Origin of the sequence: Stieleria mannarensis, from assembly GCF_014154935.1 — a bacterium.
GTDB lineage: Bacteria > Planctomycetota > Planctomycetia > Pirellulales > Pirellulaceae > Stieleria > Stieleria mannarensis.
This window is the reverse complement of sequence record NZ_JACEHH010000001.1, coordinates 106,374-120,069: the sequence shown is the minus strand read 5'-3', so window position 1 is coordinate 120,069 and position 13,696 is coordinate 106,374. Positions and strand designations below refer to the sequence as shown.

General features: G+C 58.9%; 11 protein-coding genes. 2 read left to right on the top strand and 9 right to left on the bottom strand.

What is annotated here, in order from left to right; translation table 11 throughout:
• The 4 genes from H1B37_RS00405 to H1B37_RS00390 all read right to left on the bottom strand — a co-directional run bounded on the left by H1B37_RS00405 (nt 1) and on the right by H1B37_RS00390 (nt 5,591).
• A complete protein-coding gene (locus H1B37_RS00405) occupies nt 1–1,947 on the bottom strand; it encodes a PrkA family serine protein kinase (RefSeq protein ID WP_182864630.1) in 1,947 nt (648 codons plus the stop codon).
• A 633-nt stretch (nt 1,948–2,580) separates the two neighbouring features.
• Nucleotides 2,581–3,558 (bottom strand): prenyltransferase/squalene oxidase repeat-containing protein, encoded by a 978-nt coding sequence (locus tag H1B37_RS00400; RefSeq protein ID WP_182864629.1) that lies wholly within the window; start codon nt 3,556–3,558, stop codon nt 2,581–2,583.
• Between the two features lie 27 nt (nt 3,559–3,585).
• Nucleotides 3,586–4,875, bottom strand: a complete 1,290-nt coding sequence (locus H1B37_RS00395; protein WP_182864628.1) for a class II aldolase/adducin family protein — start codon at nt 4,873–4,875, stop codon at nt 3,586–3,588.
• Nucleotides 4,876–4,973: 98 nt separating this feature from the next.
• Nucleotides 4,974–5,591 carry an HD domain-containing protein gene (locus H1B37_RS00390; protein WP_182864627.1) on the bottom strand — a complete coding sequence of 206 codons (618 nt, stop codon included), beginning with the start codon at nt 5,589–5,591 and terminating at the stop codon, nt 4,974–4,976.
• Nucleotides 5,592–5,767: 176 nt separating this feature from the next.
• On the opposite strand from H1B37_RS00390, the gene H1B37_RS00385 reads away from it, so the two are divergent.
• Nucleotides 5,768–6,562, top strand: coding sequence for a GxxExxY protein (locus tag H1B37_RS00385; protein ID WP_182864626.1), 795 nt, complete (start codon nt 5,768–5,770; stop codon nt 6,560–6,562).
• A 150-nt stretch (nt 6,563–6,712) separates the two neighbouring features.
• On the opposite strand, the gene H1B37_RS00380 is transcribed toward H1B37_RS00385, so the two are convergent.
• From H1B37_RS00380 to H1B37_RS00370, 3 genes are all read right to left on the bottom strand, one after another.
• Nucleotides 6,713–7,228 carry a TadE/TadG family type IV pilus assembly protein gene (locus H1B37_RS00380; RefSeq protein ID WP_182864625.1) on the bottom strand — a complete coding sequence of 172 codons (516 nt, stop codon included), beginning with the start codon at nt 7,226–7,228 and terminating at the stop codon, nt 6,713–6,715.
• 11 nt (nt 7,229–7,239) lie between these two features.
• Nucleotides 7,240–8,274, bottom strand: coding sequence for a vWA domain-containing protein (locus H1B37_RS00375; RefSeq protein WP_182864624.1), 1,035 nt, complete (start codon nt 8,272–8,274; stop codon nt 7,240–7,242).
• Nucleotides 8,275–8,370: 96 nt separating this feature from the next.
• Nucleotides 8,371–8,793 carry a TadE/TadG family type IV pilus assembly protein gene (locus H1B37_RS00370; protein ID WP_353620743.1) on the bottom strand — a complete coding sequence of 141 codons (423 nt, stop codon included), beginning with the start codon at nt 8,791–8,793 and terminating at the stop codon, nt 8,371–8,373.
• Nucleotides 8,794–9,073: 280 nt separating this feature from the next.
• Between H1B37_RS00370 and H1B37_RS00365 the strand changes: the two genes are divergently transcribed.
• The gene (locus tag H1B37_RS00365; protein WP_182864623.1) at nt 9,074–9,721 is read left to right on the top strand and encodes an MIP/aquaporin family protein; all 648 of its coding nucleotides are present in this window, start codon (nt 9,074–9,076) and stop codon (nt 9,719–9,721) included.
• A 51-nt stretch (nt 9,722–9,772) separates the two neighbouring features.
• On the opposite strand, the gene H1B37_RS00360 is transcribed toward H1B37_RS00365, so the two are convergent.
• Together H1B37_RS00360 and H1B37_RS00355 are read right to left on the bottom strand one after the other, a co-directional pair.
• Entirely contained in the window at nt 9,773–11,650 is a 1,878-nt protein-coding gene (locus H1B37_RS00360) for a DUF1549 and DUF1553 domain-containing protein (RefSeq protein WP_286177246.1), read from the bottom strand.
• Entirely contained in the window at nt 11,647–13,077 is a 1,431-nt protein-coding gene (locus H1B37_RS00355; protein ID WP_182864622.1) for a DUF1501 domain-containing protein, read from the bottom strand. The genes H1B37_RS00360 and H1B37_RS00355 overlap by 4 nt, the downstream gene beginning before the upstream one ends.
• Nucleotides 13,078–13,696 lie beyond the last annotated feature (619 nt).

Sequence of the window (13,696 nt, the reverse complement as noted above, 5' to 3'; positions counted from 1 at the left end):
CTATCCAGATTTGCTGACACGCATGTACCAATCGACCAGCCGACGGACCTGGCGTCGTGTGTAACCACGCTGGGTCATCCGCTCGACGAATTCGCTGTGCTTCTGTTCGGCTTCACTGTCTTTCTTGGCACCGAAGCTGATCACGGGCAACAGCTCTTCGATCTGCGAGAACATTCGCTTTTCGATCACTTCGCGGATTTTTTCGTACGAGGTCCATTCGGGGTTGCGGCCGTCGTTCTTGGCCCGCGAGCGCAAGGCGAATTTGACGATCTCGTAGCGGAAATCCTTGGCGTTGGCGATCCCCGCGGGATGTTCGATCTTTTCCAATTCCTCGTTCAGAACATCGCGATCCATCAACTGTCCCGTGTCGGGATCCTTGTAGTCCTGGTCATCGATCCAGGCGTCGGCGTAGGCGATGTAGCGGTCGAACAGGTTTTGGCCGTAACTGTGATACGATTCCAAGTACGCCTTGCGGATTTCGTTGCCGATAAATTCGGCGTATCGCGACGCCAGATCTTCTTTGACAAACTCCAGATAACGCTGTTCGGTTTCCTCGGGCAACTGTTCTCGCAAGATCGATTTTTCCAGCACGTATAACAAGTGCACCGGATCGGCCGCGACCTCGTCGGTGTCAAAGTTATAGGTCTCGGACAAAATCTTGTAGGCGAATCGCGTCGAAACGCCTTCCATCCCCTCGGCCACGCCGGCCGCATCGCGATACTCCTGGACCGTTTTTGCGTTGGGGTCGGTGTCCTTGAGCGACTCGCCGTCGTAGACCCGCATCTTGGAATACAGGTTGGAGTTTTCGTGCTCTTTCAGCCGCGTCAAAACGGAGAACCGGGCCATCATTTCCAGCGTGTCTGGCGCGCAGGGGGCTTCACCCAGTTTGGAACTCTGGATCAATTTGTCATAAATCTTGCGTTCTTCGGTCACGCGCAAGCAGTAGGGCACTTTGACCACGCAGATCCGATCCAAAAACGCTTCGTTGTTGCGATTGGATTTGAACGATTCCCACTCGGATTCGTTGCTGTGGGCGACGATGATTCCTTGGTAGGGCATCGCGCCGACGTTCTCGGTTCCCACATACGTTCCGTCCTGGGTCGCCGTGAGCAGCGGGTGCAGCATTTTCAGCGGCGCCTTGAACATCTCGACGAATTCCAACAATCCCTGGGTGGTACGGTTCAATCCGCCGGTGTACGCGTACGCATCGGCATCGTCTTGGGAGAAATGTTCCAGCTTGCGGATGTCGACTTTTCCGACCAACGACGAAATGTCTTGGTTATTCTCGTCCCCTGGCTCGGTCTTTGTCACACAGCAACGTCGCTGTTCCGATGGAATCACACGGACGACCGAGAACTTGGAGATGTCGCCGCCGAATTCGTCCAGACGTTTGATCGCCCAGGGAGACATGTAACCGTTCAGCCGGCGGCGCGGGATGCCGTACTCCTCTTCCAACAGAAAGCCCATCGAATTCGGATCGAACAGCCCCAGGGGGCTTTCGAAGATCGGGCTCATCTCGTCCCCGGCGCAGAGGACATAAACCGGCTGACGCTGGACCAAACGCTTTAAGGCATCGGCCAGCGAACTCTTTCCGCCGCCGACCGGACCGAGCAGATAAAGGATCTGCTTTCGCTCCTCGAGTCCCTGGGCGGCATGCCGGAAGTACCCCACGATCCGTTCGATGGTTTCTTCCAAACCATAGAACTGATCAAAGGCGGGATACACCTTGATCGTGCGGTTCATGAAGATCCGTCCGAGACGCGAATCACCGGACGTGTCGATCTGCTTGGGCGGTCCGATCGCTTGCACCATCCGTTCGGCGACACTGCTATAGAGTGACGGGTCGTCGCGGGCCGCTTCCAGGTATTCCTTCAGCGTGTAACGAACTTGTTTTTCGCGTTCGTAGGTTTCCGAATATAGCTGCAGAAGATTGGGCGTGTTCGTCATTGCAATGGGCCTGCCGACTCAGCCGAAAAATGAACGCACAAGATAAATCCCCGGGAATCGATCGGAGTCGCATGCGATCGCGTTTCTTCGCGTGTCGGGGGCCCGTGAGCGGACAACCCCGAGAAAGAAAGAGGATTGCGCGTGTGTGCTCTATTGTATCGTCACTTCGTTAAAAACTACGATTTTCCGACGGATTTGCCCGGACATCCAATGCATGCAAGCCATTGGAAAAACGTGACTTACGGCCGTTCTGGCGCTGAAACGGCTTGTGACGGCGGATCTAGGCGGTTCCGAGGCGTTTTCCAGCGAAATCGCCGTCCCAAACGATCCGGAAACCGTCCCCGCCGGTTTTTTTCAATCCATCGATCGCGACGGTGGACATCTGAGAAGCCGGCCGCGCGGGAGACGGAAGACGATCTGTTGTTGTGGTTCGCGAAAACGGGGGCAGATACTCAAAACGGGCAGCACCCTGCGGGCCATTTGGTTGTTGGGACATGCCCCTTTTCACTTGGCAACGAGAGTCGCCGTGTTCTCCGAACTCGGCGCGTGCGCGAAAAAGCGACGCGTTGCCCTGCGCCGACCTCGGAGAGGACGGCGACTGTCCAGCTCAATCGAAAATGAAGCTGCGGTAGACTACGAGCGGGTGCTGAGCAACCCAACCAAGGCCCAGGCGGTTCCCCAATAATTGGACGTCGGTGTCGGCTTTCCCTTGGCCGACGCCTTGGTTCCAGGGACCTGCCACTCCCCCGATGGACCTTGGGAATCACGTAGGAATCGACGGGCGCGCGTGATTTCCCGCGACTCGGTTTCTCCGCTCTCTGCGAGCGCATAGAGCGCGAGCCCCGTCGCCAGCGCATCGCTGGACTCACTGGCGATCCACCCCCAACCACCGTCGCTGCGCTGGCGTGACAGTAGCTCGTCACGGAAGCCGTCGGTCGATTCTGGATCCTGCTCCGCGGCGACCATCATCCGCACCGCGTACCACTCGGTCGACACCGCTTCGGGGCCGGAGTCGGCGAACCGGATCGCCGACGCGAGATCAAACGCCTCGCTGCCATGTCGCAGCAGTGCCAAAGTGACCCACAGCGTCGTCGCCTGGGCGGTTTCCAACTTCGGTCGCTTCTGAGCGGGCAGCTGACCACAGGCTTTCCAAGATCCATCATCGGCCTGCTCGCTACAGAGCTTGGCCACAAACTGATCCCGCCAACTTGTCTTAGCGTCCTCGGGGATCGCCAACATCAACGCCGCCATCGTGTCGATATTCCCTGCCAACGTCTTCTCGATGTCGACGTCTTTCCTCTGATGTGGCTTGACGAAGTTGACGGGGTCCGTGGACCACTGGGTCCATTGCTTCAAATCCTGCTCGGATCCCTCCAGGCCCCGCGATTGGGCCGTGTGCAAGCTCCACAGCATTGCGGGGATTTGATGGCATGACACGCAACCCTGCTTGTCGATCCACCGCTGGCCTTCCCGCTGCAGGTAGTCGATCGCATTGCGATGGTGGATCGCGCTGTCATTGTCGACCGGCTCGGCAGGCGATTCCGCGCTCACGACCGACGAGAGCAGCGCGGCGAAACAAAGAAACGCGAGGGTTTTGACCGTGGTGACCATGCCTCGATTCTAACCGAATGGAGCCGGTCAGAGGTCGAACTCGCGGCACAATTCATCAATCACATCGTCGGACATGGCTTGAACGGAGCCGATCGAACGCGCATTGATCACCGCTTCGGCCGTCGACTCCAGCACTTCCAAACGGTCGAACGCGTCCAGCACGCTGCGTCCGGTGACAATCACGCCATCATTTTCCAAAATCGCGGCCGGTGTTTTCTCATTGACATAGTCGACGATTTGCTCGCCGTCACCGAATTGGACACCGTAAGGGACACGCCGAACGTCGCGCAAGAACACGTAGCTTTCGGGGATCGTCCGCACGTCAAAGTCGCTGTCGGTGACGCTGAACGCCGTCGCGTTGACCGGGTGCGCAAACACGATCGCTTGGACGTGGGGATGCTTGCGATAGATCGCTTGGTGCGCCTTGGCGGCACGGCTGGCCAGCTTTCCCGATTCGCGTCGCTGGCCATCGATCAAGACGAAATCGTCGACGCCCAGTTGCTCGCGGTCCTGCTGTGTCGGCGTGATCAGAAACGCCTCGCCATCAACCCGCGCGGAAAAACTGCCTTCGGTGCTGATCAACAGACGCTGGCGGCAACCGCGGCGAACGAAGTCACAGAGTTGCCGCCGCAATTCACACTCGCTGGCGCCCGCAGTCGGTGGATCAAAGCTTTCGAAATCGACACTGCGGCCGGCGGCCTGTGCCAATTGACGATCGTCCAACAGATTGACCTTCCCCAGCGCCGCAGCCTTGATCAGCGTCTTGCCGGCAAACTCGAACGCTTCGAATCGCTTGAAGGCGTCGGAGAGCGATTCGCCGGCGACGACGACGCCGTGGTTTTCCAAGATCACACTGTCAGCCCCCTCGGCGAAGGATGCCGCGATGTTCGCCCCCAGTTGCTTGCTGCCGGGACACGCATAAGGCGCGAAACCGAGCTTGCCACAGACCGAGTACGCTTGATGGAACAGTCGCGTGTCGGGCGTCTGGCGGCAGATGCTGAACGCCACCAGGGCGACCGGGTGCGCGTGGACGACCGATCGAACATCCGGACGGGCGTCATAGATCGCTTTGTGAAACGGAAACTCCGAAGACGGCGGGTGCGGACCGTCGACGCTGCCATCGCCGCGCACACGTATGATGTCCCGCCGCGTCAAGTTCCCCTTGTCGACGCGTGCCGGTGAAATCCAAATGTCGCCCGACGCGTCGCGGATCGAAAGGTTGCCGCCGGACGTGGTCGTCATCCGATACCGATAGATCCGATCCATCGTCTGCATGATCTCGTCACGCGGGTGGATCACGTTTCGGGAATCATTCATGAAAACTCATGGGCGAAGGGTTCGTGGCCGAAAACTGCGATCACCACTATGACATCCGCCGGGACGCTTTGCCATCGGTGGGGGATTCAGACGGCGAATCAATTGTCACCCTCGCCCCATTCCTGCAAAAACTGATCGACGAATTGTCTCATGAACGCCTCACGCTGTCGGGCGATGCGGCGAGCCGGTTCGGTATTGAGTAGGGCGTGCAGTTTAAACAATTTGTCGTCAAAGTGCCGCAGGCCGGTCTTCTCCGCTCCGTCGTGGTTGCCCGAGACGTGAAAGGGCTGACCGAACGCGGCGCCGTATTCGATCGTCCGGACGATCCCGATCGCTCCCAAGGCGTCCAAGCGATCCGCATCCTGAACGATCTGGCCTTCGATCGACAACGGCGCCGCAGCGTCGCCTTTGCGAAAGGACAGGTTGTCGACGATGTGTGCGACATGGTCGATGACCCGCGCATCGACGCCGAGTTCACCGAGGATTTGGCAGCTGAACTCCGCACTCCTTTCGACTCCGTCATGGAACTTCGCGTCGCCGATGTCATGCAACAGCGCGGCGAGATCGACGATCGACCGGTCACCCCCGACTTCCGCCTGGATCTGCCGCGACGAACGAAGCACGCGCCCGACATGATCAAACCCATGCCCCGCCCCCTGACCCTCCATCCGCCCACGGACAATCGTTTCGACACAGGCAATCAGCTCGGGTGTCATACAAGGTTTTCCTTTGTCATTGCTAGCACAATTCGAAGTAGCCGAATGCGTGGAAGAGTGTTGAACCCACGGATAGCAGCGCGAACCCACGGATAACAGTGGAATGTTAGATTCGAGGGTTCGCGCAGCTACCTGCGGGGAGTACCCTCGCTGCTCTCATCTGGGGGTGGCTATTCATGGCAATTCTTTACGAAGACCGCACGCACGCGATTCGTCATTGCTTTTTTGATGTTCAGAATAATGTCGGAGTAGGGCGTGACGAAGAAGATTATCACCAGGCATTGGTCGTCTGCTTTAGAAACAATGACGTCCCATTTGTTAGCAAACCGATTCACCCACTGTTTTTATACGGTGAACAGGTCTACCGGTTGATCCCAGATTTCGTTGTTTGGGGCAAGATCACGATCGAACTAAAAGCTGTTCCACGTCATCCATCGCCCGCAGAGTTCGTCCAGCTATTTGACTATTTAAAATGCCGAAGGGATTCGCTGGGGCTGTTGGTCAACATGGGACTTGACCGCGTCATTGTCGAACGCGTGGCATACACTCCAACGCCGCCACGACTCATTGAAGATTGGAAATACTGGAAAGGAAGTGTTTCTGGCGCAACTCGGGACATCGGTCGATCAGTACGCAACGTTTTACGAGATGTTTATCGAGAGCACGGAACCGGCTATGGCGAAGAGGTCTTTGAAAAGCTGTTGCTGTTTGGGCTCAGGCACCAGGGAATGAAAGTAACCGTGAATCCGACTGCCGAAGCACGGTACACGGACACCCAACTGCGGAAGTCTTCATTGCGTTGTTTCTTGATCGAAGACGAAGTCGTCTTGTGTCAAACTGCGCTGTTCGAAGACAACAGCTTCAACATGAATCGCTGTCGGTCGTACATGAAGGCGTTGGGCTCTCGGTGGGGAATTGCAGCCAATTTTGGAAAGTCGCTGGTGGACATTGTGGGATTGAGACGCCAGTAGGGCTGACTCTCCGCAATCGACGTACACAACTACTCCACTGCCATCCGTGGGTTCGCGCTGCCATCCGTGGGCTTACTTCCGATGACATCTCCGTCGAAGATGCGTCGCGTTGAGCGACTTTTCCATCGAACGACGTCGCGGGCGGGGCGATCACATGGAATCAGCGGTGGTTGTTTGCGAGTCGCTCGGTGACGGAGACTGCATCGATTGCTTCTTGGCGTTCAGGTCGTCGACGGCGGCCAGTCGCGTGACGGGCGGACGTTCGCACATTAAGGTGACTTCGCTGGACACCGCCAGAACCGCGACATTTCGCGGCGCGATCCAGGAGTTCTCGTTGACCGGGATGTCGACTTTGACCGTGATCAACGGGGTCAGCTCGGTGATGGTTTCCGGGGTGACTTCGATGACGACAGACGCCAACCCCGCGGCATCGACCAGCTGCTGAGCGACCTGTCTGGCCTCGGCCGCTGTCGCACCGGGGACCATCGCCGATCGGGCGGCTTCATAGGCCGCGGCGTCGGCGGTGTGCTGGAGCATCAGCACGCGACCGATTTCGAGCAACCCGGTGAAGAACAGCATGATCAACGGCAGCACGATCGCCATTTCGACCAAGGCGGCTCCGCGTCGGCGTCGTCCAGGCAATTTGGATTGGCGTGGTCGGATCATGGACGGAGACCTTAGAACGTGAGCAGTGTCGGCAATCCGCGAGCGATCTCACGGAAGGCCTGAATGAGTTGCTGTTGATCGTCGGCGTGGTAGTGTTTCCCCGCACCGGCGGCGGCGACGTCTTGCATCGAAGACTGATCGGCTTCGTCGGAGAAGGTGATCGCATAGACCATGACATTGTCGGCGGCCGCTTGTTCGGCAGCTTCCAGCTCATCCACCCCCGTCGTTTGCAGCCCGTCACTCATCACAATCAGCACGCGTGTCGCCCAGGGGCGCGCGTAAGAACCGTGGTTGAGTGCGTCGACGCCCCCGATGATCCCGTTGCCGATCCCCGTGTTTCCGCCGGCAAAGTGTTGGGAATGATCGTCCAACGCAGTACGAATCGCGTCGTAGTTGTTCGTCAAATCCACGTCCGTCGTCGACTCCGCCGAATAGGTGGTCAACGTGACGCGTTCGTCGTGGATCGAGTGTTCCATCACGGTTAAGAATTCGTCGACCGCGGCCACCGCATCGCTCCAACGCGACTCAGCTGGGACCGCATCGCCAGCTATCCAGTCGTCTGGCCGATAACCCTGCGAATCTCGAGCCATTGACCCCGAGCGGTCGAGAACCAAGGCGATGTCCAGTTCGACCTTGGTGCAAATCGCAGCCTTGATCGGCCGCAGTTGAAGCGGAACGCCCATGGACGGAAACAGCAGCGGCACCTCGTTGGTTCCGTTGGTTTCGATTCGAATCGCGTTGGGATGCATCCCCGGATTGAAACTGTAACGATCGGCATCCGAATACCGCATCGATTCACCGAACTCAAGATTCGTTTCGCCGAGCGCGAGGACCTGATTGGCGTAGGGATTCAGCGCGAGCATGCTTTCCACTGCGGCAGTCGCTTGCTGCTGGTCTTCGGTGACCGCGAAGGTCCGACCACCGGCGCGTGCCGCGACGTCCAACGCGATTTGCAATTCAGTGCGAGCCATTTCCATGTGCACGACGTTGATCGCAAAGGCGGCGATTCCGATCATCACGGGCATCAAGACTGCCAGCACCGCCATCGTGGCGCCGCGGCGAACACGGGCACCATGACGGCTGCCAATCCATCGTCTTGGGAAAGGTGTCTCGCAACCAAGATCTCGTGCCGGTTTCATCGCCTAATACTCCGCCATGATGGTGACCGATTCGGATACGGTTTGACCGCCATAAAGCCAGGATCCGACCAACGCGTTTTCCGCCGCTGGGGCCTCGACGGTGGTGACAAAATGACTGCCGAATTGAAGGGTCGACAGATCGCCGGGCGTATAGGAAAGCGTGTAGTTTTGAATGCCTCGCCCCAACAGAATGACGTCGCACTGGTCTTGGATCGACGCCGGCGTGATCTCGGGAAGGATTCCGATCCGGGCGCATTCATAGGCCGCCAGCTTGAGCGACTGTCGCAGATAAATCATCCGGCAAGTCTCTAGCGTGGCAAACGTGATCAGCAGAAACACCGGCAAACAAACGGCAAACTCGATCATCGCCGCCCCTTTGCGGGGGCGTCCGGCGGCAGATCGGTGTGCTCGAACGGAACGGTGCACGTCAGTGATCAAATACGATACCGAGAACGGGGGAGAATCCGATTTCGATCAAAAGCTAGGTCAGTCGCAGTCGCCGACACTCTGAGGCCACCCCCAAATTGACGGATCTGGCACACACATTCGAACGACTTATTCGGATCGCAGCGATTGAACGGTGTTTCACCCTATCGACGGGGAGATCGACGACTCGCGCAAGCCCCGCGGCAGACTGGTATCATCTGCCGAACCCGCTGCCAAATCACTTGCCGAATTTTCTCCTAGCAGGCCAGCGTCCAGGAAGATGAAAAAATATGTCGCCGAAGTCATCGGCACCTTTGTGTTGATATTTGTCGGAACCGGTTCGGTCGTGGTCAACAACGTCACCGACGGCGGCGTCACGCTGGTCGGCATCGCCCTGGCCTGGGGCTTGGTGGTTTCGGCGATGATCCATTCGATCGGGGACGTTTCCGGAGCCCACATCAATCCCGCCGTGACCATCGCGTTCTGGGTGGGCCGACGCTTCGAAGGCAAACACGTGATCCCCTACATCGCCAGCCAGTGCATCGGGGCGGTCCTGGCCAGTGCGATGCTCCGTGTGCTGTTTCCGGACCAAGAAAGCTTGGGACCGACGCTACCGGCGGGACCGTGGTGGCAATCATTCGTCTTTGAAATCATGCTGACGCTGATTTTGTTGTTCGTCGTGCTGAACGTCAGCGTGGGGGCAAAAGAAAAAGGCATCACGGCGGGACTGGCGATCGGCGGCGTGATTTCTTTCGAAGTGCTGTGCGGGGGACCGATCAGCGGCGCGTCGATGAACCCCGCCCGTTCGATCGCCCCGGCGCTCGTCGCAAACCAATTGGAACACTTGTGGATCTACCTGACGGCCCCGGTGATCGGCGCCGTCCTGGCCGTGCCGATCTCGGCCTACCTGCGCTCGGGTGAGTCGTGAACGGAATCAGCCGTTACAGACAAATCCACGCGTCCATCATTCTGCCCCGAATCAATCCACATACAGAAACTCGTTCGAGTTCAACATGGCCCGGCAAAGGTCGCTCAGCGATGCACCACCGGCCAAGAAGTCTGTCGCCGCCTGCACTTCTTCCGCGACGGGGTGCCGCGAATACAGTCGCAGATAGAGCGATTCGATTTGTGAGTGAACGTCGGCATCATCAGCAGCCACCACGCTCGCCAGTCGCTCCGACGCCTTCATCACTAGATCAGAATTGAGCAGCGTCAGTGATTGGATGGCGGTGGTGGATTGGTTCCTCCGCGCGCACGGTTGGTCGGCCGTGGGGCGATCGAAGGTCGCGAAAAATGGATAACGCAAATTACGTCGGGCGAAGATGTAGATGCTGCGGCGGTGATGGTCATCCATCGAGGGCGTCACTTTCCACTGCCCCGATTTGAGCGTTTTGATCATCTCCGCGGGCAATGTCGGCCGCACCCCCGGGCCACCCATTTCGTGATTCAGCGAGCCGCTGACCGCCAGCAATCCGTCCCGGATCGCCTCGGCGTCCAAACGGCGGCGGGGAAACCGGCTGAGCCATCGGTTTTGCGGATCGGCCGCCAACGCTCGATCCCACGATTCGCGTCCCGGGCCTTGCGTCGGACGTGCGCCGGAAACCCGATACACACTGGACAGCACGATTGTCCGATGAAGCCGTTTGATACTCCAGCCGCGGCGCATCAATTCATCGGCCAAATAATCCAGCAACTGCGGATGCGTCGGGCTGTCCCCCATCACGCCGAAGTCGCTGGGTGTTGCGACCAGCCCCGTGCCGAAGTGTTGTTGCCAGATCCGATTGACGAACACACGCGCCGTCAGCGGATTGGATCGATCGGTGATCCAACCGGCCAGTTCACCGCGTGGTGCGGCATCCGACGAAGGCGTCGCGTCGGGCTCGTTCACAACGCGCGGAAACGCCGGTTCCAATTCCGCACCTTTGCGACGCCAATCGCCACGGATCATCAAGTGCGTTCGCGGCGAATCGTCATAGCTGGCCAAAACACTGACCGACTGGTTTTGACGCAATCGGATCGACGAATCGAAGAACGCACGCAAGCGATAAAAGTCAGCCTGGCTGATCGCATCATACTTGTGGTCATGGCATTGGGCACAGCCGAATTGCAGCCCCAAGATCACCGCCCCAACGGTCGAGGTGATTTCGTTCAGCAACACATGGCGGCGCTGGTCCATCGAATTGATGTCGGGCATGTCGGGCCCCGACAAACAAAACGCCGTAGCCGTCGTGGGGTCATCACCGCCGGTCGATTCCAGATCCCCGGCAAGCTGCCAACGGAGAAATGTGTCGTAGGGCAAGTCGCGATTGCTCGCATCGATCACCCAGTCGCGATACTTCCATGCCTGTTCACGAATCTTGTCGTGTTCGAATCCATCGGTGTCCGCGTAGCGTGCCAGATCCAACCAGAACTGGCCCCAATGCTTTCCGTATTCCGGAGACGCCAGCAGCGAATCGACAAGCCGCGTGTAAGCACCGGGCCGCTGGTCGGAGACGAAACGTTGCACCTGGTCCACCGTCGGCGGTAAACCGGTCAGGTCCCAGCAAAGTCGGCGGATCAAGGTGGCGCGATCGGCCATCGGCGCCGGCTCAAGCGATTCCTTTTCCAAGCGAGCCAGAATGAATCGATCGATCGCCGTCTGTGGCCAATCGGTCTGTTTGACCGCAGGCAACGCGGGGCGCACGATCGGTTGGAACGCCCAATGGTTGCGATCGAAGTCCGAAATCTCTTCCTCTTCGACTTCGGGAATCGCATTGTCATCGGGTTGGTCCGCGACGGCTTGGGGCAGGGTGGCGGAGAGCCCGCCGAACACCAACAGCCAAGCGGTCCACCGCCATCTCGCCCAAAAACACATCATGTCAGCAGCCCCTCGACGACGTCGACTTCGCTGGGCCCGGTCAAACGTTCGTCCAGCCCGTTGTGAAAGTAGGTCAGGTCCCGGTGGTCGAGCCCCATCAGATGCAGCAACGTCGCGTGGAACTCGTTGACGTGCACACGATCTTCGGCGGCTCGTAATCCGACTTCGTCGGTCGATCCGTACGCCCGCCCGCCGCTGATCCCGGCCCCGGCGATCCAGCCGCAGTAACCCCACGGGTTGTGATCGCGGCCCTTGCCCTGTTCGCTCATCGGCATCCGCCCGAACTCCCCGCACCAAACCACCAACGTCTCTTCGAGCAACCCTGATCGCTTCAGGTCTTTCAGTAGCGCCGTGACCGGCTTGTCGGTCTTTGCACAGTATTCGCTGTGGTTCTTGTCGACGTCTTGGTGGGCGTCCCAGCCGTTGGTGTCTCCCGAATAGACTTGAACCATACGGACCCCGCGTTCGATCATCCGCCGGGCCAACAGACAACGCTCGCCGAAATCGCGTGTGGTCTTGTCATCGATCCCGTACATCGAAAGCGTCGCGGCAGACTCCTGCGAAAAATCCACCGCTTCGGGCGCCGCCGACTGCATGCGAAACGCCAGTTCATAGGCGTCGATCCTGGCCGCCAAGTCGTCATCGTCTTCACGACCGACCAGGTGGTTTTGGTTCAGTCGCTGGACGAAATCCAACGTCTCGCGTTGCCGAACGTCCGAGATTCCGCGGGGCGGGGCCAGGTTCAGGATCGGCGTTTTCCCCGGCCGCATCGTCGTCCCTTGATACGTGGCCGGCAGGTAGCCGTTGCCCCAGGCCGACGGGCCTCCCTTGAGTCCACCGCCGGGATCAGGCAACACGACAAAGGCCGGCATGTCGGCGTTTTCGCTGCCCAGTCCATAGGCCAGCCAACTGCCAAAACTGGGGTGCCCCATCAAAATGCTGCCGGTGTTCATTTGGTACACCGACTGCGGATGGTTCACGCTGTCACCGTGCAGCGAGCGGATCACGCACAGGTCATCGGCGACGGTGGAAAGATGCGGCAGGAAGTCGGAGATCGGCAATCCCGATCGGCCCCGGGGGCGGAACTTGCGGACCGGTCCCAGCAGCGGATTGTTTGCGACCTTTCGACGCGTCATCACCGATCCGAAACTTTCCGGCAGCGGTTTTCCGGCGTACTTGATCAGATCGGGCTTGGGGTCAAACAAATCGACTTGGCTGGGGCCGCCGTGCATGAACAGCCAGATCATCCGCTTGGCACGCGGTTGAAAATGAGGCTGGCGAATCGTGCCGGCTTGCCCCGACGCAACCGCGTCCCCGGCAAACGAGTCCCCGGCGAGCAATGATGCCAGCGCGATCATCCCGGCACCGCCGCCGGCGGATCGCAAGAAGTCACGGCGAAGCGATCGATTGGATGGAGATTGGTTCATGGGGGGTATCTTAGCCGATGCCACGGGCGGTTGCTAATCTGTGTCTTTGGTGTCCAGGCGTTGGCCTGCTGTTCTCGCTGCGGGGGACGTGAAATTTATTGCTGCCCAATACCCTTGCACCCTTGCGAGCAAGAAACCCTTGCGAGCAAGACAATGTTGCCAGACCAAGGATCGTAGGCTCGTCTCTTCGCAAGACGATCTTGATGATTCTGGCTCCCCTCGCCCCCAGAAAACCTGGCGAGCTTCAGCGAGTCAGGTTTTCTGGGGGAGAGGGGCCGGGGGTGAGGGGGCTTCCCAGGCGTCGACGAAGCATTGGAGCGTGGGAGATCTGACGCTGAGATTCCACGCCGAAGTGAAGCGAGCCGGCAACAATTGCATCACAGAATCGAAGGGATTTGGTGGGGCAATCGATGTGCAGCGAATCGATGTGCAGCGAATCGATAACGAGCCCCTCACCCCCAGCCCCTCTCCCCAAAACAGATCGCGGTCAACGCCCTCTTTCATCACCATTTTCCACGCGATCTGTTTTGGGGCGAGGGGAGCCATTTGGGAGTGGGAACCCATCGTAATGAATCAGCAATACATTTCATGTCCCGAGCAACGAGCGAGGAATCGCCGA